This is a genomic window from Yimella sp. RIT 621, from assembly GCF_004146205.1.
Lineage (GTDB): Bacteria > Actinomycetota > Actinomycetes > Actinomycetales > Dermatophilaceae > Yimella > Yimella lutea.
Genome location: NZ_SEIP01000002.1, coordinates 176,244 through 195,231 on the forward strand (window position 1 = coordinate 176,244; position 18,988 = coordinate 195,231).

An 18,988-nucleotide genomic window follows, 5' to 3' on the forward strand; every position below is an offset into this window, starting at 1 on the left:
ATCGTGAGCTGAGTACCTCTGCACGTCAACGGTGGCTGACCCCTTTCGATGGGTCGGCCACCGTTGTTCTCGGTGTTTCCACTATCAACACAGTCGGCGTCGTGCACCCGTTTCGTGGCGGTGTGGGATAGATTCATCTGACACCGCTGGTCGCGACGTCGGATAGCCCGTCGCGGCCAGCGCTGTTTTTCGGGGCGCCGGCTTCTGCTCATCGACGCGACACCGACCCCGAGTGCGCAACTGTTGCGCGCTCGGCTCGAAACAAGTCGACGTTTCGCGGCGCGCACGCAACAGCTGTGAGTCCGGGTGAGTAGGTGGGAGTTCGGTCAGCGGACGGCGACCTCGGCTGCGTGTCGTGCGATGGCCCATTCCTCGTTCGTGGGCACCACCAGAACCGCGACTCGACCGGCGCCGTCATCGATCCTGCGGGGGCCACCATCATGTGAACTGTTCTTCTGCTCGTCCAGACGCACTCCGAGGAAGCCGAGTCGCTCCAGCACAGCAGCCCTGATCGTGGGCGAGTTCTCACCGACACCGGCGGTGAAGGTGATGGCGTCCAGGCCACCGAGCACCGCGGCGTAGGCACCCACGTACTTCACCAGACGGTGGACGTAGACGTCGAACGCCAGCGTCGCAGCCTCGTCCCCGTCGTCCTTCGCCTGCTTCAGGTCGCGGAAGTCGCGGTGACCGCCGAGGCCGTAGATGCCGGACTTCTTGTTCAGCAGGTCGTCGAGCCCCTGTGTGTCAAGGTCTGCAACGCGACTGAGGTGCAACAGGATTCCCGGGTCGAGGTCACCACTTCGGGTACCCATCACAAGACCCTCCAGGGGGGTCAGACCCATCGAGGTCTCGACGGCACGGCCGGAATCGACCGCCGAGATGCTCGCACCATTACCCAGGTGCAACACGATCTGTTTCAGGTCGTCGCGACCCAGCAGCGAGGACACCTGCTGCGAGACGTATTCGTGCGAGGTCCCGTGGAAGCCGTACCGGCGAATCGCGTGCTCACGCGCGAGATCACGGTCGATGGCGTACGTTGCGGCGGCGGCCGGCAAGTCGGAGAAGAAGGCCGTGTCGAACACTGCGACGTGCGGCAGGTCGGGAAAAGCCTTGCGGGCACTGCGGATTCCGGCCAGTCCCGCGGGGTTGTGCAGCGGGGCGAGTACTGCGACACGATCGATCTCGGACTCCACACCGTCGTCGATGAGCGTCGGTTCGGTGAAGTTGCGTCCACCGTGGACGACGCGGTGACCGACCGCGATCACCGAGTCGGGGGTGAGCGGTGTGCCACCCCGTTCCATCGCGTCCTGCATGACCGTCACCGCGGCCGAATGGTCGGCCACCTCGACGTCCCGCTCGTCCTTGCGGTCACCGGATTCGTGCTTGAGATGTCCCTTGTCGGTACCGACCCGCTCGATGAGTCCCTTCGCCGACGCCTCGCCGGTCTCGGGGTCGACCAGTTGGTACTTCAGCGACGACGAGCCGGCGTTGAGGACGAGAACGTTGCTCATGAGATCCCCTGCTGCAGTGACTGTGCCTGGATGGCGGTGATCGCCACCGTGTTGATGATGTCGTCGACCAGCGCGCCGCGGGACAGGTCGTTGACCGGCTTGTTCAGGCCCTGCAACACCGGACCGATCGCGATCGCACCGGCGCTGCGTTGGACAGCCTTGTAGGTGTTGTTGCCGGTATTGAGGTCGGGGAAGATCAGCACGCTGGCCTGACCGGCGACCGGGGAGTCGGGCATCTTCGACTTCGCGACGGAGGGCTCGACCGCCGCGTCGTACTGGATCGGGCCCTCGACCAGCAGCTCGGGTTCACGCTCGTGGACCAGCGCGGTCGCCTGCCGCACCTTGTCCACGTCGGCGCCGTGACCGGAGCTTCCGGTGCTGTACGACAGCATCGCCACGCGCGGCGCGATGTCGAACTGTTGTGCGGTGCGTGCGGAGGAGATCGCGATGTCGGCGAGCTGTTCGGCGGTCGGGTCGGGATTGACTGCGCAGTCGCCGTAGACCAGCACCTCGTCGGCAAGGCACATCAGGAACACACTGGAGACGACGTTCGTGCCCGGCACCGTCTTGATGATCTCGAAGGACGGCTTGATGGTGTGTGCCGTCGTGTGCGCGGCGCCGCTGACCATGCCGTCGGCCTTGCCGAGGTGCACCATCATGGTGCCGAAGTAAGACACGTCCGTCACCGTCTCGCGAGCCTGCTCGATCGAGATGTTCTTGTGCGCCCGCAGCCGCGCGTACTCGGTGGCGAACTCCTCGACCAGGCGAGGGTCGTTGGGGGACAACAGGTTCGCGCCGCTGAGATCGGCACCGATGGACGATGCGAGCGAGCGAATCTTCAGCTCGTCGCCGAGGATCGTCAGGTCGGCGATGCCACGCCGCAATACCGCGTCCGCCGCTTCGAGAACGCGGGGATCGTCTCCCTCCGGCAACACGATGTGCATGCGCTGCGCGCGTGCGCGATCCATCAGCCGGTGGCCGAACATCAAGGGGGTGACGGCTGCGCTGGTGCCCAGCTTCATGCAGTCCAGCAGGGTCTGCGCGTCGGCGTGATCGGCGAAGTTACGCAGGGCCGCCTCGACCTTCGCCTTCGCTTCGGGACGCATGCGCCCCGTCACCCGCGACAGCACCGCGGTCGTCTCGAAGGTGTCGAGTTCGGTGACGATGATCGGGAGTTCGAGGTGCGCACCCTCGATCAACTGGATGACGCTGGACGGGGGCGTGTATCCGCCGGTGAGAACGATCGACGACAGCGCCGGGAACGTGCCCGACTGGTGGGCCAGGACGAGGCCGGGAAGGATGTCGTAGCGGTCGCCGGGAGCGATGACGGTGACGTCGTCGACGAGCCTGGTGAGCACGTTCGGCATCGACATCGCGGCCACGAGGAAGCCCTGGGCCTCGCGGTGCAGCCACTCCGAGTTTCCCTGGACGAGGTCGCCGCGACACGCGTTCATCAGGTCGCCGACGGTCGGGGCGTCCAGCAGGGGGTTCTCCGGCAGGATGCCGGCAAGTGCCAAGCCGTCCAGCCGCTTGGACGTCTCGAAGCGGGTGCGGATGTCGTCGGCTCGTGCATCGTCGGCCCGGTTGACCACGACCGCAACGGGATTGGCGTGCCGCGTGCGCAGTTCCTCGACGGCGAGTTCGGCGGCAGTCACGACATCGACCGCCGACCGGGCGAACGCCGGCACCACCAGCACGACCGGTGTGCCCAGATTCGCGGCGATCATCGCGTTGAACGACGCCTCCGCTCCCGGCGACACGTCGTGGAAGTCGCTACCCAGCACGAGGACGACGTCATGCTCGGCGCCGAGGGCGTGAAAGCGTTCGACGATCCGGGTCAGCGCCTCCTCCTCATCGCCGTGCGTCTCCTCGTACCCGACGCCGATGGCCGACTCGTAGGACTGGTGGCCACCGGCCTGGGTGAGCATCAGTTCGACGATCGGGTCACGCTCGCCGAGGGTCGCGGTCACGGGTCGGAAGATCCCGACCGAGCCGGCCTCGCGGGCCAGCAATTGAAGGAGTCCGAGGGCGACGGTGGACTTGCCTGCCTGTCCCTCGGCGGAGGTCACGAAGACGCTTCGAGCCATGCCCCTGAGTCTATGTGCGCGCTGTCATCCCGTCCGACCGGGCGAGCGTTCGACGTCACGATCAGACCCCGCGCAGATGCAGGTCGAGCACCGCGTCCGCACCGGCCTCCAACCGCACCGGAATACCCCAGTCCTGCTGGTACAGGTGACAGGCGGCGTGCTCGGGCACCTCCCCGTCGGGCCCGGATGCGTCGCACGACGCGGCGCGCACGCTGATGTGCAGCACACCGTCTCCGACGGAACTGTCGAGATCGAGCGCACGGGCGAGACCGGTCGCCCGACCACCGCCGGACCGGATCAGCGAATCCGGGGTCGAGGACACCATCAGCATCGTCGGATCGCCGTACCGGTCGTCCAGTTTCTGCCCGGCCGGCGGCTCGAAATGCACGACGAGTTCGACTGCGCCCGGCGCGATCTGCGTCGCAGACCGACGCACTCGTCCGGCGCCGCCCTCGGCCGCAGCGGTTGCCGGCAGACGCATCCGATCGACGCGATGGGCCGACGACTCGACGACGATCAGACCGTCGTCCAGAGGCAGCACGTCGCTGGGTTCGCTCAGCCCGGTGAGCGCCGTGCTCAGCACCTGCGTCACAGGGTCGAACCGGCGGATCGCGCCGTTGTAGGTATCGGCGACCAGCACGGTGCCGTCCGCCGCCTCGGCGACGCCGAGCGGGTGTTGCATGCGCGCCTGCGAACGAACACCGTCCACGAACCCGAAGTCGAACAGACCCTCCCCGATGTGCGTCTCGAGACGGAAACCGTTGTCGTCGAGCACGATCGAACGCAGCGCAGACGTCTCGGAGTCGGCGATCCAGACCCGGTCGCCGGATGCACTCACAGCCAGGCCGGACGGTTGCGCGAGCCACGCTTCGTCCGCCGCACCGTCACGCAGGCCTTCGGCGCTCGTTCCGGCCAGGACCGCGACCGTGTTGTTCTCAGGTTCGGTCGCGAGGTGCAGCGCCCACAGCTGATGGGTACCGGCCATTGCGATCACCGCGCGGTCGAGCCACCAGACGATGTCCCACGGCGAGGACAGCGGCTGCTTGTGCGCAGCACCGCCTCCGGAACGCTCACGCAGCTGCTCACCCGTACCCGCCTCAGTGCGAATCCGCCCGTCGGACAACCGGATCGAGGCAATTCGGTGGTTCACCGTGTCCGCGACCAGCAGGTCGTAGCCGAGCCGTTCGGCCGCGTCCGGTGGGAGCACACAGACGCCTTGCGGTTCTTCGAAGACCTCCGGCCCACCGAATCGTGCCCGTTCGGTCCGCAGGTCCGATTCCAGGAGCACGATCTGGTGGTGCGCGGTGTCGCTGACGACGAAGCCGCCGTCACCCAGCGGGACGGCCTTCCCCGGGAACCTGAACTGCGTCGAGTCCGAGCTCGGCGGGACGTACGGTGAATCTCCTCGCCGCAGAGTGCCCCTCGCGCTGTGCTCGCTGATCAGTTCACGGACCAGCGAGGCGATGCCCGGTCCATGACCCTCACCCGACATCTGTCCGACGATGTAGCCCTCCGGGTCGATGACGACCAGCGTCGGCCAGGCACGAGCCGTGTACGCATCCCACGTCACCAGGTCGGGATCATCGAGCACCGGGTGATGGACGGCGTACCGCTCGACGGCGGCCTCGACGGCTTCAGGTCGCCCTTCGTGCTCGAACTTGGGCGAGTGCACGCCGATGATCACCAGCGAGTCGGCGAACTCCTGCTCGAGCGGACGCAGTTCGTCCAGGACGTGCAGGCAGTTCACGCAACAGAAGGTCCAGAAGTCCAGAACGACGATCCGGCCGCGCAGACCGACGAGAGAGAGTTCCTCGCCGCCGGTGTTCAGCCACCGCCGGCCTCGAAGTTCAGGGGCACGCAACCGGTCGACCATGTCGCCAGTCTCGCACCGAGAGCACTCAGGACGTGGCCGGCCCGGAGGCGGTCGATCAGCATGGCGACAGGCTGGCCGCGCGACTGCTCACAGGCGACGGTCCCGCAGAACCGGGAAGGACTCGCGCTGCTGGGCGACGAGCGAGGGGTCGATCTCTGCTCGGAGCACCTCTTCACCCTCCCCCGCTTCGGCCAGCACAACGCCGTTGGGGTCGATGACTGCCGAGTGTCCACCCATCTCGGTCTTGGCGTGGGTGCCCGCTGTGTTGCAGGCCAGCACAAAGGTCTGGTTCTCGATCGCCCTGGCGCGCAACAGGACTCGCCAATGCTCGACCCGCGCCATCGGCCACGCCGCCGGAATCAACGACAGTTCGACGTCGCGGTCGCCGTACTGCCGGTACAGCTCGGGGAAGCGCAGGTCGTAGCAGGTGCTGAGGCCGGCCCTGGTGCCGTCGATCTCCACGGTCACCAGGTCCTCTCCCGCCTCCATCAGCTTCGGCTCGCCGCCGGCGAACCCGAAGCGGTGGATCTTGCGGTAGGTCGCGAGGGTCCGCCCGTCGCGGCCGAAGATCAGCGACGTGTTCCACAGGTCTTTGCCCTCGGCACCGGTGGAGCCGTCCGCCGGACGCTCGACGATGGACCCCCCGTGCAGGTACGCGCCGATCGAGCGCGCTGCGTCCGAGAGCCGCTGTGCGACAACGCCGTCCGTCGCCTGGGCTGCGCCTGACCACGCCCGGTAGTCGAAACCGCCGGCCGACCAGAGTTCGGGCAGCATGACCAGATCGTGTCCACGCTGCTTCTCGACGAGGTCGACCACGCGATCGATCCGCTCGGCATTCGGCTCGTTGTCGTCGTACGCCAACTGGATCAGCGCTACCTTCATCAGCTGCCTCCTCGGCCCCGGCCCAGGCCGGCCAGGTAGTCGTTGTAGGCGTTCAGGTCGGAGTCGCCGTCCCGCTCGGCCTTGCGCTCCTGACGCTCGGCATCCCGACTGTCGGTGCGGTACCACTCGAACGCGATGAGCATCGTCAGCACCAGCGTCGGCACCTCACCGACACCCCAGGCGACGGTACCCGCGCGCTGCTGGTCCAGCAGCGGGTCGGGCACGTAGGACAGTCCGACCCGGGTGAAGAAGTCGCCGGCGAGCAGGTCGGTGCCGGTCATCAAGGCCACGCCGAAGAAGGCGTGGAAGGCGACGGTGACCAACAGGACGAGCAACCGGATCGGCGCCGGCCACTTACCTGGCCCGGGGTCGATGCCCACCAGCGACCACGCGAACAGGTAACCGGACAGCACGAAGTGGATGATCATCGTCAGGTGCCCGGTGTGGGTGGTGAGCGCGAACTCGAACCAGCCGGTGTAATAGAAGAGAATCAGCGTGCCGAGCACGATCGTTGCGATGATGGCCGGGTTTGCGACGACGTTGAGCACCCGGGAGTGCACCGAGGCGAGCAGCAGTTCACGCGGGCCGAGGGTCTTGTCCTTGCGCTTGGGCAGCGCACGCAGTGCGAGCGTGACGCCGGCTCCGCGCACCAGGAAGATCGGCACGACCATCGACAGCATCATGTGTTCGGCCATGTGTGCCGAGAACATCACGCGTCCGTAGATGCCGGGCCCGCCGCTGATCATGAACACGAACAGCGCCCAGCCGAAACACCAGGAGATCGTGCGGTCGATCGGCCACTTGTCGCCGCGCTGCTGCAGGCGGCGCACCCAGCGCAGGTAGACGAGGACGGCGACGACGGCGACCGAGGTGAACAGCCACTGCGTGCGCCACGATCCGAAGATCTCGGCGGCACTGATCTGCGGCGGTGCCGGGTAGCCGGTCAGCGCGACGACGGGGTCGGCGGACTCCTCCTGGACCACCGGCGGTGCAGTACGGGCGAGCGCTGTCGCCAACCCGATCGCGACGGCCATGATGACCACCTCGACCGACGCCAGCCGGACGGCGAGCGAGCGGGCCGGTTTGTCCTGCGGGTCCTTCTTCAGCCGCTCGACGACCGCTGAGCGCTGGCGGGCACCGATGACGCCGAGTGCGACCAGCGCACCCACCTTGAGCAGGAGCAGGACGCCGTACGCACTGCCGAGATCGGACAGCGAGCGCAGCCGCAGGAGTGCAGCCAGGACCCCCGACCCGGCGACGCCGACGTAGCACCACAGTGCGATGGAGGAGAACCGTTGCAGAACGACGCTTGCTGATTTGCCGAGGGTGTTCCACATCACCGTGATCGCGGCGATCCCGCCGACCCAGATCGTCACCGACAGCAGGTGGACGGCGAGCGAGTCGACGCCGGTCTCGTGGTCGGCGCTACCGGCGGCGTGGCCGGAGAGCGCGAGCGGCCACAGTGCGAGGAGAGCACCGAAAAAGGCCCATGCGAGTCCGTTGCGGCGGGGATTGAGGAAGCACCAGGCGCTGACCGACAGGGCACCGACGGCGGTGATGGCCGGGGCGCGCAGCACCTCGAGATCCCAGGTGAACTTCCAGGCGCCCGTCCAGAATCCCTCGGAGCCGACCGGGACACCGGCAGCGTCGCCGTACGCCAGCACGGCACGGGCGACGCCGGCCAGACCCCAGGCCAGTGCACTCCAGGCCGCGACCCGCCCGGCGATGACCCGCCGGCGTGAACTCGTGGTCTCCGGCACGAGGAGGCCGCCGAGCAACAGGGCACCGATGGTGAGCGCGGCGGCAAGGTCGTGAACGGTGCGGGTGAGCGGCAGCCCCCATCGCACCAACGGGCCGGGGTCGAGGAGTTCGAGCGGGTTCGCAGCCCCACCGGCGAGGACGGCGACGGTGCAGACAGTCAGCGCGACCGCTGCGGCGAACGGGGTGAGGACGCGGTTGGTCATCGAGCGACGAACACGGTCGAGGCGCCGCAGTAGGTTCGCTCGCCCCCGAAGGGCGGCAGCGCGTCGGCGAGCGCGGGCTGGAAGGTGCACAGGTAGGCGTGGGCCGCAGCGTGATCGGCGAAAACCGCCCGAGTGTCGAAGTCCTCCCGCTCGACGGCGGCGAAGTGGCGACGCAGCACGTCCGCGCCGTTCTCGGAGCTGAACCGGCTGATCAGCGGCTCTCCCCCGGCCTGCGTCAGCAGGTCGGCCAGGTGCTGGTCACCGTTCGTGACCGCGACGAAAGCGCCGCCTGGTCGAAGCACCCGGCGCACCTGCCTGAGCGCGGCGTCCAGATCGGGCACGTGGTAGAGCATCCAACCGGCGTACACCACATCGAAGGACGCGTCGTCGAACGGCAGATCCGCGGCCTCGGCGACCTGGGTCAGGACACCGTGTCGAGCGGTGGCGAGCGCCATCGTTCGAGAACGGTCGGTCGCGACGACATGAGTGTTCGGAAGAGCATCGCTTACGGACGCGGCGAATTCGCCCGTCCCGCAACCGACCTCGAGGAAGTCGGCAGGTTCAGCCGCCACGACGGCGGCGAGCGCCGCCCTTGTCGGGTTGCGCCCGTCCGGGGTGTCGCGCCACACCGACGCCCTGGTCGCGAGTCGGTCGGTCGTGTCGTACTGGATCGCCAGCGACGCCGCGTCGTTCGAGATCATGCCCACCCGTTCAGGGTACGTCGCAGGTTCACACCCCTAACCTGGGGAACATGCATCCGGCTGCCCCCACCGAACTGACCGAGCTCATCGCGGCCTACTCCGCCACCGGACAGGCGATCCTCGACCTCGGATTCACCTGCCATGAGGACGACTTCACCAAGCCGACGCAGTGCCCCGGCTGGACGGTGAAGGACCAGTTCTCGCACGTCGTCGGGCTGGAGGACATCTTCAACGGCGGCCCGACACCCGAGGTCGAGGTGCCTGATTACAAGTGGCTGCGCAGCGACTTCGGACGCTTCATGGAAGCCCACGTCGAGGCGCGTCGCGGAACACCCGGACCCGAGGTGGTCGCGCAGTGGCAGGAACTGTTCCCACAACGGGTCGCTGCCCTGCACCAGTTGCTCGCCGACCCCGAAACGATCGTCGAGACCGCGGTCGGGCCGCGTCGTCCGGTCGACCTGGTGTCGCTGCGCATCGTCGACATGTGGTGCCACGAGCAGGACATTCGCCAGGCGCTCAACCGGCCGGGCAATCTCGACACCCCAGCGGCCGCTCTGTTCACTGGCCGGCTGATGGCAGCGCTGCCGATCCGGGCCGCGAAGGCCGGATTACCGATCGGCACGACCGTGATCGTGGAGACGACCGGCCCGGTGAACGCGCGCTCGGGCGTCCGGGTGATCGAGGACGAGAACGGCAAGCCGTACGGTGAGGCACTGTTCTCCGGCGATTCACATGTCGAGAGCACCGATGTGACGTCGATCCGCATGACCACCGAGGAGTTCACCCGACGCGGCGCGGGCCGGATCGCCACCGAGGATCTGCGCTACCACGTCGAGGGCGACGAGGACGTCGCACGCCGGGTGCTCGACGCGATGGCCGTCACTCCTTGAGATTCAGCGCTCCGACAGGTCGAGCAAGAGGGTGAACAGACCGGCGTAGATCGCCGCCCAGATCACGCACCCGACGAGCAGAGCCGGAACGTACCTGCGCGCCGGCATCCGAGTGAGACCGGCGGAGAAGTTCACGGCGGTCTGGACGCCGATGGTCAAGAACGACAACGGAACCGCGAACACGCCGAAACGCGACGACAACTGCCTGGCGCGCGCCATCCGTGGGCCACTGAGTTTGCCCCGCCACCGCGTGGCGTGTCCTGCCCGCATGGCGGCGCGACCCAGCAGGTAGGTGCCACCGGCACGCAGGAACACCACGACGAACAGCACAACGAACGCGAGTACGCCCGGCAGGTCACGAATTCGGTCCACGCGGTCAGCTTGTTCGGGCGAGCAAACCTTGACGTTGATCGAACGCGCGCACCGCGGCGGTGAGCGATGCGTGCGGGTCGGCCGTCGTGGTCATGCCCTGCCCTTCGATCGAGTAAGGCAACTTAAGTCAAGGCTTCATGTCGGGGCAACCCGGCCCCCCGTATCGGCACGTGTCGAGCCTCACCGCGTCACTTGTTTGCATCGATCTACTATGTGTAAAGTTGCTTGCTGCAAACAACCTGTGAGGAAGTCCATGTCCGTGAGCACGAAGGTCGCCGGCGAACTCGCCACCGATCTGGTGCACGTCGTCAAAAAGCTGTCGGCGCTGCGCAACCACCTCCCCCGGCTGCACCCGGCCATCGACGCCTCGTCCTACCCGGTGCTCATCGCGCTCAAGCAGGGCGATCAGCGCGTCTCGGCGATCGCCGCCTGCGTGCACTCGGACATCTCGACGGTCAGCCGGCAGATCAGTCACCTGGTAGCCGCCGGTGTCGCCGAGAAGGTCGCCGACCCGCAGGACGGCCGCGCCCAGGTGGTGCGACTGACCGACGAAGGCAAGCAGATCATCGACGAACTCGCCGCCCGCCGAGCCGAGTGGTTCCGCTCGATGCTCACCGGCTGGACCACCGACGAGGTGCGCGACTTCACCGCGTATCTCGGACGGTTCGACCAAGCCCTCACCCACGAACTCGAACGCAACACCCACTGCGGAAAGCAGGACGCATGACCACCGCCGCCGCGAAGCCGACCGCAACGTCCGACGGCGACTACACACACAGTCAGATCCTGCGGATCCTCACCGGCCTGCTCATGGGCATGTTCCTCGCCGCCCTCGACCAGACCATCGTCTCCACCGCCATCCGCACCATCGGTGACGAACTGCACGGCCTGTCGATGCAGGCCTGGGTCACCACGGCCTACCTGATCACCTCGACGATCGCGACCCCGATCTACGGCAAGCTCGGTGACCTGTACGGCCGCAAGAAGCTGTTCCTGTTCGCAATCAGCGTCTTCATCGTCGGCTCATTCGCGTGTGCGTTCGCCGACTCGATGACCCAGCTCGCCGTGTTCCGTGCCATCCAGGGCGTCGGCGCCGGTGGCCTGTTCACCTTGGCCCTGGCGATCATCGGCGACATCGTGGCGCCGCGTGAGCGCGCAAAGTACACCGGCTACTTCATGGCAGTCTTCGCCACCAGCTCGGTGCTCGGCCCGGTCATCGGCGGACTGTTCGCACAGACCAGCTCGATCGCCGGCATCACCGGATGGCGCTGGGTCTTCCTGGTCAACGTGCCGATCGGCATCGCCGCACTCTTGGTCGTCTCGCGCACCCTGCACCTGCACCACGTGCGCCGCGAGGCCCGCGTCGACTGGTGGGGCGCCGCCGCGCTCGTCGTCGCGCTCGTCCCGCTGCTCACCGTCGCCGAACAGGGCCGCGAGTGGGGCTGGGGCTCAGGCAAGGCGCTCGCCGCCTTCGCGATCGGTGCCGTCGGCGTCATCGCGTTCTGCTTCATCGAGCGGTCGATGGGCGACGACGCGCTGATCCCGCTGCGGATCTTCCGAATCAGGGCCGTCAGCGTCACGGTCGTGGCATCCGTCATCGTCGGTCTGGCGATGTTCGGTGCGATGATGGTGCTGCCCCTGTACATGCAGATCGTGCACGGAGCGTCCCCGATGATGTCGGGTCTGATGATGCTGCCGATGGTCGTCGGCATGATGAGCATGGCGATGACGTCCGGCATCATCACCTCCCGCACCGGGATCATCCGACCGTTCCCGATCATCGGTACCGCGATCGCGACGTTGGCGATGGTGCTGCTGTGGACGATCGACGCCGGCACCAACCTCGCTGTCGTCATGGCGTTCATGTTCCTGCTCGGCATCGGTATCGGTAACTGCATGCAGCCGCTGACGCTGATCGTGCAGAACGCCGTGCCGCCGCAGGAGATCGGTGTGGCGACCTCGGCCGCGACGTTCTTCCGTCAGCTCGGTGGAACCCTCGGTGTCGCGATCTTCCTGTCGATCCTGTTCAGCACCGTCGGCGAGAAGATCTCCTCGGCTTTCAAGGCCGAGCTGCCCGCCATTCAACAAGCCGCGAAGGCCGACCCGTCCCTGCTGCAGAACCCGTACAACGCCGGCGTCCTCAAGGGCGACACCTCGATCATGGCCAGGGTTCAGGACGACTCATCGATCATCAGCAAGATGTCGGACGTCGTCGCCCACCCGTTCAAGGTCGGCTTCTCCGATTCGATCTCGCAGATCTTCATCGCGGCGGCTTCCGTCATGCTGGTCGGGTTCCTGGTCACCCTGCTGATGCCGAAGGTGGAACTTCGCTCGCAGTCCGCGTCGGCAGCGATGCGCCAGCAGGCTGCCGAAGGCGGCGCGTCCTCGGCCGACGAGGCGGGCGACAACTTCGCCGGTCTCGAGCCGGGCACCGCGCCGGCGGGCACGCCTCCGGCCGTCAACGCTGCGGCCTGTGACATCGACGCCACCGACAGCACGATCGAAGACGATGCCGACACGGCGGCCAAGCACGCCGCGTCCGGCGACGTCGAGGTCGAAGCGCCGAGTCACACCACGCCGAAGCACCTGGCCGACTGAGCCACGCTTCGCACCCCAACCGGGCCTCCCCCCACTGCGGGGAGGGGCCCGGTTCGTCGTGCCCGCTCCTACGATCGAGGGGTGTTGCACCCCCACTATCCGATCCGCACCGAGTGCCTGGCGCTGCGTCCGATCACGTCGGCCGACACCGACGCGATGCTGTAGTACAAGTCCGATCCGGACGTCGTGCAGTACGTGCCGTACGACGTCCTCGACCGGGATGGTGTCGAGCGGCGTATCGGATCGGCCTGGGCCGAAGCGTTTTCGACGCACCGGGCGACGATGTGAGCCTCGGCGTCGAGGAGACCGCCACCGGTCGCCTGGTCGGCGACGTCGTGCTCTTCTGGCACAGCGAGAAGGACCGATCGGGCGAGGTCGGCTACATCTTCCACCCCGGTGTCCGCGGACGCGGGTACGCCGGTGAGGCCGTCGCGGCCCTGCTCGACCTCGGGTTCGGTGGGCTCGGGCTGCACCGCATAGTCGCGCGCATCAACGAGTTGAACGAGGCGTCAGTGCGCGTCGTCGAGCGGCTCGGTTTCCGCCGTGAGGCCCGCACGGTGGAGAGCATCTGGTTCAAGGGCGGCTGGGCGACGATGCTGGAGTACGCGCTGCTCGAGCGGGAGTGGGCGCCGAGGTCACAGATCCCGCCGGTCAGGTAGCGCCCGGTGGTTGAGCCGGATTCGCCGCGAGCACAGCGGCCTCAGGATCCGCGCCAAAACCGAAACCCTCCCAGGTCGATGTCGGCGATCCCACCTAAAGTCGACCCGTGGTCATCACCTGGGGCATCTCGCTCGTCGCGTGCTGCGTGCTGCTGCTGGCAATCCCCGTGCTCCTGGAATGGCGGGCCGGCACCGGGCTCGCCCCTTCGATCGCGATCGCCGGGCTGCGTTCGGTCGTCCAGTTGGTCGTGGTTGCGCTGCTCATCGTGTTCGCGATCTCGCACCTGTGGGCAACGCTGCTGGTCATCGTGGCGATGTTCACGATGGCGGTGCTGACCAGTGTCGGGCGCGTCGGCGTCAGTCGGCGCCAGGCGCCGATGGCCGCGCTCGCGATGGGCGCCGGGCTGCTGCCGGTGCTCGCGGTGACGGTGTTCTCCGGCACCATCCCGTTCAAGGGGGTCGCGCTCATCCCGATCGCCGGCGTCGTGATGAACAACATCATGTCGGTGCACACCCTCGGCGGCCGCAATTCCTTCCGCGCGCTCGAGGAGCAGCACGAGATCTTCGAGGGCTACCTCGCGCTCGGCCTGCCCGCGCAGACCGCGGCCGCGCAGGTGCTCCACCCGCGGATCAAAGAGTCGCTGATCCCCGGCATCGACAGCGTGAAGACCGCCGGCATCGTCACCCTGCCCGGAGCCTTCCTGGGCGTGATGCTCGGCGGCGGGTCCCCGATGGACGCCACGATGGCGCAGGTGGTCGTGCTGCTCGGGGTGTTGTGCGCGCAGAGCTGCACGGCGCTCGCGCAATACGAACTCATCATCCGCGGCCGGCTCCTGCGCGACGATCTGCGTTCGTTGTTCCGACCGTCCCCCGCGGTGGCGGCGACTCATGCGCCGGGGTAGGAGTCGATGTTCCAGATGTTGCCCTCGTGATCGGCGACGGCCACCGACCGACCGCCGTACGGCGGCTCGTGCACTTCGTCGAGTTGTCGCGCACCCGCGGCCAAGGCGCGGGCCAGCGTCGCGTCGACCTGATCGTCGGACTCGACGACGAGGTTGACGCAGGCGGTGCCCGGCCTGGGTCCGATGCCGTCCGGGCGGTCGGTGCCGAACATGATGCCGCCGTTGTCGCGCCAGGCGAACTGGGCGTGATGGACGACCTTCGGGTCGGCGTCGTCGTGCACTACGAGGCGCTCGGTGAAGCCGAGCGCGGTCAGGAACTCGATCGCAGCGCCGGCGTCGGCGTAGCGGAGGCAGGAATACAGTTGTGGTCTGGTCATGTTCGTGATTCTTTCCCGGAACGCATCGGCTCGGATTGAACCTTTGGGAACTCAGCCAGGGTCGCCGTGGGCGTGCGGCTGGCGAGGCGGCGCCATTCCCGGTTGAGGTGCGCCTGGTCGGCGTAGCCGGCGGCGTACGCCGCGTCGACAAGCGCGGTGCCGCCTTCGGCCAAGCGGTGCGCCCGCTCGAATCGCGCCAGTCGTGCGACCTGTTTGGGAGTCAGTCCGAACTCGCTGCGGAACTGGTTGAGCAGGTGTCGTCGCGACCACCCGACACGGTCGGCCACCCGCTCGATCGGCATCCGTCCCCCGGACGCGATGATCAGTCGCCACCCCTCGCGCACCTCGGGGCACGCAGGTTCGCAGTCCGCCGCAGCGAGCCGGGCGAACAGGTGGCGTTCGAGCACCGTGAACCGTTCGGGCCAGGTGAGTGGACCGAGCCGCTCGTGCAACGACGCCGGGAACGCCGGAAGGTCGTCGTCCGCATGGACCAGACCGCCCGCAAGTTCCGCCGCCGGCATGCCGTGCAGCGCACGCGCGCCGAAGGGAGTGAGCGCCAGCTGGATGCCGCACTGCCGGCCGTGCGTGCGGATCAGGGCCGGACGCTGGTGCAGTCCGGCCGCCAACACCCAGAAACGATCGGAGGCGGCATCACCCACCCAACCGCAATCCAGCGCTTCGTCGAACTGGATGATCACGGTGAGGGTCGTCGAGGGCAGCCCGTGGTGCACGGCGTCGCGGTCGAGCCGGTAGTCGAATCCCTCGACGGACTCGACGAACTGCGACAACTCCGGCGGCACACGCCACGGGTACGACGGCATGTCGACGACGGTAGTCCGACCGGTCAGCTACGGGTCTTTCCCTCACGCAGCATTTCGACCACCCATCCGTGCGAGCCGCAAGGGCCGGGTCACCTCGCCGATCGTCACTCGAATGGGCGCGCGCTTGCCGGCGCCGAGCTGTTCCACCTGCTCATCGGTGAGCACGATGGCTCCGGCCGGCCCCGCGGGTTCGAGGACGGTGCGCAGTCGCAGTTCGTTCATGTGGTCAAGCTTGCCCGAACCGGCGGACGTCGGCCGTCGATCGGGCGGACGGTCGCTTGTGGTCCGCGCGGCACGTCGCGTCGGGCGCGAGTTCGCGAACCCGCGCCCGACGCGAGAGACCACTCAGCCGCGCACCGGCTGATGCAACTCGGTCACCCACTTCTCCTGCGGGCCGTTGGTGTCGAGGTACACCTCGCGACACGGGCCGTACGGCTCGAGACCGAGCGACGCGACGTGGGTGCCGAGTTCGGCCCACGCGTCACCGATGCCACTCATCGGGCCGACGTACGTCACGGTCACCGCCCGCTCGACAGCGTCGAGTTCACCGGTCTCGAACCCGTCGATCTCGGTGTCGAACCCAGCACCGAAATCGAGCCGCTCACCGTCCGCCCGATACCAGGCGTACGCGGGGTGTGCCGGCTGCCCCCCGGCTTCGATCTGTGCGGCAACCAACTCCTCGAACATCGGACCGATGACCGGCCCGATCTGGCTCCGATCGGCGACCGTCGCCGTCCGTTGGCTCAGTTCCAGTGCGGGCAATGACTTCTCGATGAACTCCATGACGGTGTTTCCTTCCATCAGACGCAGATGTCGCTCGACGTCGGCGAGGCGCCGGTGATCGGCATCGATCTGTTCGCGCAAAGCTGCCCGACGTCGGTCGAGGAGCTCGCGGAAGGTCTCGGTGTCGATCTGCCCCGCCAACATCGGTCCGATCTGCTCGAGCGTGAACCCGAGGTCCTTCAAGCCGATGAGGGCGTGGACGCGTTGCAGTTGCCTGGGCTCGTAGAAGCGGTAACCCGTGTGTGGGTCGACGCGAGCCGCGGACACCAGACCGAGGCGGTCGTAGTGCCTCAGCATCCGGACCGACACCCCGGCGAGCCGTGCGAAATCTCCGATACTCAACATGACGCCACCCACTCGACCGTCTGACACCGTGTCAGAGTCAACACCACGGCGCCTCTCGCCGACGGGAATCAGCCGGTGAGCGCCAAGAAGTCGACGACCACGTCCGTCATCGCCTCACGCGCCGGCGTCAGGCTTGCTTGGGACAGACGGCCAGGATCACGTCGCCCGCCGCGCGTTCTCGGGCTGACCGGCTTCCTGCATGTGCCCGAGCATCACGCTGGTCGAGTAGGTGCGAGCCGCTGGGCGAGTGAGTGCCGCAATCGAGACCACGTGACGCCAGCACGAACCAAACCGAACGGCACCGTCGATCAGCGCTTCAACTCAGGCCCTGCGGCCAACCGGATCGGTCCCTTGGCCGCATCGAGGTCGACCGGCTCACCGCGCTGCTGGATCACGACGACCTCCTCGGACGCGAGCGTGCCGGCGACCTCGCGGGCCACCGGCATCAACTCACGCCAGTCGTCACCACCGGCGACCCGGGCCGCATCGCTGGGGCAGATCGTCTTTCCGTCACGATGCCGAAGCAGGACGCGCATCGACGCCGCCAAGCGCTCGCGGACGCCTTCGTCGCTCGCCTGCTCCCACCACGGTTCGCCGCGCTCACCGAGGGCCACCTTGGCGTCCTGGACGAACGGGCGCACCTCGTCCCCGCGCGTCCTGACCAGTCGTCGAGCCCGCATCAGTTCGGCGACCAGTTCGGCCTTCAGCTTCTGCGGGATCGACGGATCGGTCGCCCGCCACCGCCGTCCGTCGACGATGATGTAGCGGCCGTCGTCCGACGTCTCAGCCCCAGACAAGCGCCTTGCCCGGGTCCTCCAGCAGAGCCGCGACATCGGCCAGGAAGCGCGAGCCGAGGTCGCCGTCGACCAGGCGGTGGTCGAAGGCCAACGACAACTGGGTGACCTGACGCGGCACGATCGTGTCGGTGCCGGACGCGTCGGTGACCACCCACGGCATCTTGCGCACCGCGCCGAAGCACAGGATCGCGGCCTCACCCGGATTGATGATCGGGGTCCCGTTGTCGACGCCGAAGACACCGACGTTGGTGATCGTGATCGAGCCATCGGACATGTCGGCCGGCGGTGTCTTGCCGTCGCGGGCGGTCTCGACCAGTGAGCCCATCGCGTCGGCGAGCTCGCGCAGGTTCATGCGGTCGGCGTCCTTGATGTTCGGCACGATCAAGCCACGCGGCGTGGACGCCGCGATCCCCAGGTTGACGTAGTGCTTGACCACGATCTCCTGGGCCGTTTCGTCCCAGCTCGCGTTGATCTCCGGGTTGCGCTTCACGGCTACGCACAGCGCCTTGGCGAGCACGAGCAACGGGGTGACCTTGGCGCCCTTGAACTCACGGTCGGCCTTGAGGCGGTCGACGAGTTCCATCGTCCGGGTCATGTCGACGGTGATGAACTCGGTGACGTGCGGGGCGGTGAACGCCGACCCGACCATCGCCTGGGCGGTCATCTTGCGGACGCCCTTGATCGGCGTACGGCTCTCCCGCTCAGCGCCGCCTCGGGTTTCGGCACTGGTCGCCGCTCTTACGTCGCTGCGTCCAGTCTCAACCAGCGAGGTGAGGTGTGCTTCCACCTCGGCGCGGGTGATGACGCCGTCCGGACGGGACGGGGTGATCGCGGACAGGTCGACCCCGTTGTCCTTGGCGAACTTGCGCACCGGCGGCTTGGCCAGCACCTTCCCGCGATTGTCCGCAGATCCGGCGACCTGGCCGGCGAGTTCTGCGGACTTCGGCTGGGGAGTGTCCGCAGATCCGGCGACTTGACCCGCGAGTTCTGCGGACTTTCGGGAGGGTGGCGCGGGGGGCGCTGTGCGGCGGGCACGCCGCTGGGTCGAACCGGCGACCGCGCCGTAACCGACGAGGTTGGCCACGCGCTCCTCCTCGTCCTCCTTCGCGGCCTGCGAGTCGGGCGCGGCGCCCTGGACGGCGGTGTCGGCCGCCGGGGTGGACGACGGGGTCTCGGACGATGCGCCCTCCACCTCGATCGACACGATCGGGCTGCCGACATCGACCGTCGCACCCTCCTCGACGAGCAACTCGACGACGGTGCCGGCCCACGGAATCGGCAACTCCACCAACGATTTTGCGGTCTCGATCTCGACGACGACGTCATTGACCTTGACGGTGTCGCCCGGCTTGATCTTCCAGGTGACGACGTCCGCCTCGACGAGTCCTTCACCAGGGTCGGGCAGGTTGAACAGCTTCACACCCAT

The 18,988-nt window shown here is 67.6% G+C and carries 18 protein-coding genes; 5 read left to right on the forward strand and 13 right to left on the reverse strand.

Translation table 11 applies throughout. The annotated features are described in order from the left end of the window. Positions 1 to 326 precede the first annotated feature (326 nt). The 6 genes from EU513_RS02715 to EU513_RS02740 all read right to left on the reverse strand — a co-directional run bounded on the left by EU513_RS02715 (position 327) and on the right by EU513_RS02740 (position 9,018). Entirely contained in the window at positions 327 to 1,511 is a 1,185-nt protein-coding gene (locus EU513_RS02715; protein WP_129624334.1) for an acetate/propionate family kinase, read from the reverse strand. After that, entirely contained in the window at positions 1,508 to 3,598 is a 2,091-nt protein-coding gene (pta, locus tag EU513_RS02720; RefSeq protein WP_129624335.1) for a phosphate acetyltransferase, read from the reverse strand. The genes EU513_RS02715 and pta overlap by 4 nt, the downstream gene beginning before the upstream one ends. 61 nt (positions 3,599 to 3,659) lie before the next feature. Next, a complete protein-coding gene (locus EU513_RS02725; protein ID WP_129624337.1) occupies positions 3,660 to 5,471 on the reverse strand; it encodes an NHL domain-containing thioredoxin family protein in 1,812 nt (603 codons plus the stop codon). 87 nt (positions 5,472 to 5,558) lie between these two features. Next, positions 5,559 to 6,353: a carbon-nitrogen family hydrolase gene (locus EU513_RS02730; protein WP_129624338.1), complete on the reverse strand. Its 795-nt coding sequence runs from the start codon at positions 6,351 to 6,353 to the stop codon at positions 5,559 to 5,561. Next, the gene (locus EU513_RS02735; RefSeq protein ID WP_129624340.1) at positions 6,353 to 8,317 is read right to left on the reverse strand and encodes a cytochrome c oxidase assembly protein; all 1,965 of its coding nucleotides are present in this window, start codon (positions 8,315 to 8,317) and stop codon (positions 6,353 to 6,355) included. The genes EU513_RS02730 and EU513_RS02735 overlap by 1 nt, the downstream gene beginning before the upstream one ends. Next, positions 8,314 to 9,018 (reverse strand): class I SAM-dependent methyltransferase, encoded by a 705-nt coding sequence (locus EU513_RS02740; RefSeq protein ID WP_129624506.1) that lies wholly within the window; start codon positions 9,016 to 9,018, stop codon positions 8,314 to 8,316. The genes EU513_RS02735 and EU513_RS02740 overlap by 4 nt, the downstream gene beginning before the upstream one ends. Before the next feature lie 50 nt (positions 9,019 to 9,068). Between EU513_RS02740 and EU513_RS02745 the strand changes: the two genes are divergently transcribed. Continuing rightward, positions 9,069 to 9,908: a maleylpyruvate isomerase family mycothiol-dependent enzyme gene (locus EU513_RS02745; RefSeq protein ID WP_129624342.1), complete on the forward strand. Its 840-nt coding sequence runs from the start codon at positions 9,069 to 9,071 to the stop codon at positions 9,906 to 9,908. 3 nt (positions 9,909 to 9,911) lie between these two features. On the opposite strand, the gene EU513_RS02750 is transcribed toward EU513_RS02745, so the two are convergent. Continuing rightward, on the reverse strand, positions 9,912 to 10,280 hold the full coding sequence (locus EU513_RS02750; protein WP_129624344.1) for a DedA family protein: 369 nt from the start codon (positions 10,278 to 10,280) through the stop codon (positions 9,912 to 9,914). Between the two features lie 259 nt (positions 10,281 to 10,539). Here EU513_RS02750 and EU513_RS02755 point away from each other — a divergent pair, with 259 nt between their 5' ends. The 4 genes from EU513_RS02755 (at position 10,540) to EU513_RS02770 (ending at position 14,439) form a co-directional block, all read left to right on the forward strand. Next, a complete protein-coding gene (locus EU513_RS02755) occupies positions 10,540 to 11,007 on the forward strand; it encodes a MarR family winged helix-turn-helix transcriptional regulator (protein ID WP_168990113.1) in 468 nt (155 codons plus the stop codon). After that, positions 11,004 to 12,878 carry an MDR family MFS transporter gene (locus tag EU513_RS02760; protein ID WP_129624347.1) on the forward strand — a complete coding sequence of 625 codons (1,875 nt, stop codon included), beginning with the start codon at positions 11,004 to 11,006 and terminating at the stop codon, positions 12,876 to 12,878. Before EU513_RS02755 ends, EU513_RS02760 begins: the two co-directional genes overlap by 4 nt. A gap of 284 nt (positions 12,879 to 13,162) precedes the next feature. After that, complete coding sequence (locus EU513_RS02765; protein WP_345770871.1) at positions 13,163 to 13,537, forward strand: GNAT family protein; 375 nt, start codon at positions 13,163 to 13,165, stop codon at positions 13,535 to 13,537. 107 nt (positions 13,538 to 13,644) lie between these two features. Then, the gene (locus EU513_RS02770) at positions 13,645 to 14,439 is read left to right on the forward strand and encodes an ABC transporter permease (protein WP_129624349.1); all 795 of its coding nucleotides are present in this window, start codon (positions 13,645 to 13,647) and stop codon (positions 14,437 to 14,439) included. Here the strand turns inward: EU513_RS02770 and EU513_RS02775 are convergent. The 6 genes from EU513_RS02775 to EU513_RS02800 all read right to left on the reverse strand — a co-directional run bounded on the left by EU513_RS02775 (position 14,424) and on the right by EU513_RS02800 (position 18,988). Then, complete coding sequence (locus EU513_RS02775; protein WP_129624350.1) at positions 14,424 to 14,816, reverse strand: VOC family protein; 393 nt, start codon at positions 14,814 to 14,816, stop codon at positions 14,424 to 14,426. The two genes, EU513_RS02770 and EU513_RS02775, sit on opposite strands and share 16 nt — an antisense overlap. Continuing rightward, positions 14,813 to 15,637, reverse strand: a complete 825-nt coding sequence (locus EU513_RS02780) for an AraC family transcriptional regulator (RefSeq protein WP_129624352.1) — start codon at positions 15,635 to 15,637, stop codon at positions 14,813 to 14,815. The genes EU513_RS02775 and EU513_RS02780 overlap by 4 nt, the downstream gene beginning before the upstream one ends. Before the next feature lie 42 nt (positions 15,638 to 15,679). Then, entirely contained in the window at positions 15,680 to 15,859 is a 180-nt protein-coding gene (locus tag EU513_RS02785; RefSeq protein ID WP_129624354.1) for a hypothetical protein, read from the reverse strand. A gap of 123 nt (positions 15,860 to 15,982) precedes the next feature. Beyond that, positions 15,983 to 16,765, reverse strand: a complete 783-nt coding sequence (locus tag EU513_RS02790; protein WP_129624356.1) for a MerR family transcriptional regulator — start codon at positions 16,763 to 16,765, stop codon at positions 15,983 to 15,985. A 308-nt stretch (positions 16,766 to 17,073) separates the two neighbouring features. Next, positions 17,074 to 17,562: a DUF3253 domain-containing protein gene (locus EU513_RS02795; RefSeq protein ID WP_240795892.1), complete on the reverse strand. Its 489-nt coding sequence runs from the start codon at positions 17,560 to 17,562 to the stop codon at positions 17,074 to 17,076. Then, entirely contained in the window at positions 17,549 to 18,988 is a 1,440-nt protein-coding gene (locus tag EU513_RS02800; RefSeq protein WP_129624360.1) for a dihydrolipoamide acetyltransferase family protein, read from the reverse strand. Before EU513_RS02800 ends, EU513_RS02795 begins: the two co-directional genes overlap by 14 nt.

Coding starts and splice junctions, on each gene's coding strand:
- EU513_RS02745 (WP_129624342.1), top strand. CDS start 9,069: ATGCATCCGGCTGCCCCCACCGAACTGACCGAGCTCATCGCGGCCTAC.
- EU513_RS02785 (WP_129624354.1), bottom strand. CDS start 15,859: ATGAACGAACTGCGACTGCGCACCGTCCTCGAACCCGCGGGGCCGGCC.
- EU513_RS02760 (WP_129624347.1), top strand. CDS start 11,004: ATGACCACCGCCGCCGCGAAGCCGACCGCAACGTCCGACGGCGACTAC.
- EU513_RS02790 (WP_129624356.1), bottom strand. CDS start 16,765: ATGTTGAGTATCGGAGATTTCGCACGGCTCGCCGGGGTGTCGGTCCGG.
- pta (WP_129624335.1), bottom strand. CDS start 3,598: ATGGCTCGAAGCGTCTTCGTGACCTCCGCCGAGGGACAGGCAGGCAAG.
- EU513_RS02715 (WP_129624334.1), bottom strand. CDS start 1,511: ATGAGCAACGTTCTCGTCCTCAACGCCGGCTCGTCGTCGCTGAAGTAC.
- EU513_RS02725 (WP_129624337.1), bottom strand. CDS start 5,471: ATGGTCGACCGGTTGCGTGCCCCTGAACTTCGAGGCCGGCGGTGGCTG.
- EU513_RS02740 (WP_129624506.1), bottom strand. CDS start 9,018: ATGATCTCGAACGACGCGGCGTCGCTGGCGATCCAGTACGACACGACC.
- EU513_RS02730 (WP_129624338.1), bottom strand. CDS start 6,353: ATGAAGGTAGCGCTGATCCAGTTGGCGTACGACGACAACGAGCCGAAT.
- EU513_RS02735 (WP_129624340.1), bottom strand. CDS start 8,317: ATGACCAACCGCGTCCTCACCCCGTTCGCCGCAGCGGTCGCGCTGACT.
- EU513_RS02775 (WP_129624350.1), bottom strand. CDS start 14,816: ATGACCAGACCACAACTGTATTCCTGCCTCCGCTACGCCGACGCCGGC.
- EU513_RS02780 (WP_129624352.1), bottom strand. CDS start 15,637: ATGCCGTCGTACCCGTGGCGTGTGCCGCCGGAGTTGTCGCAGTTCGTC.
- EU513_RS02800 (WP_129624360.1), bottom strand. CDS start 18,988: ATGGGTGTGAAGCTGTTCAACCTGCCCGACCCTGGTGAAGGACTCGTC.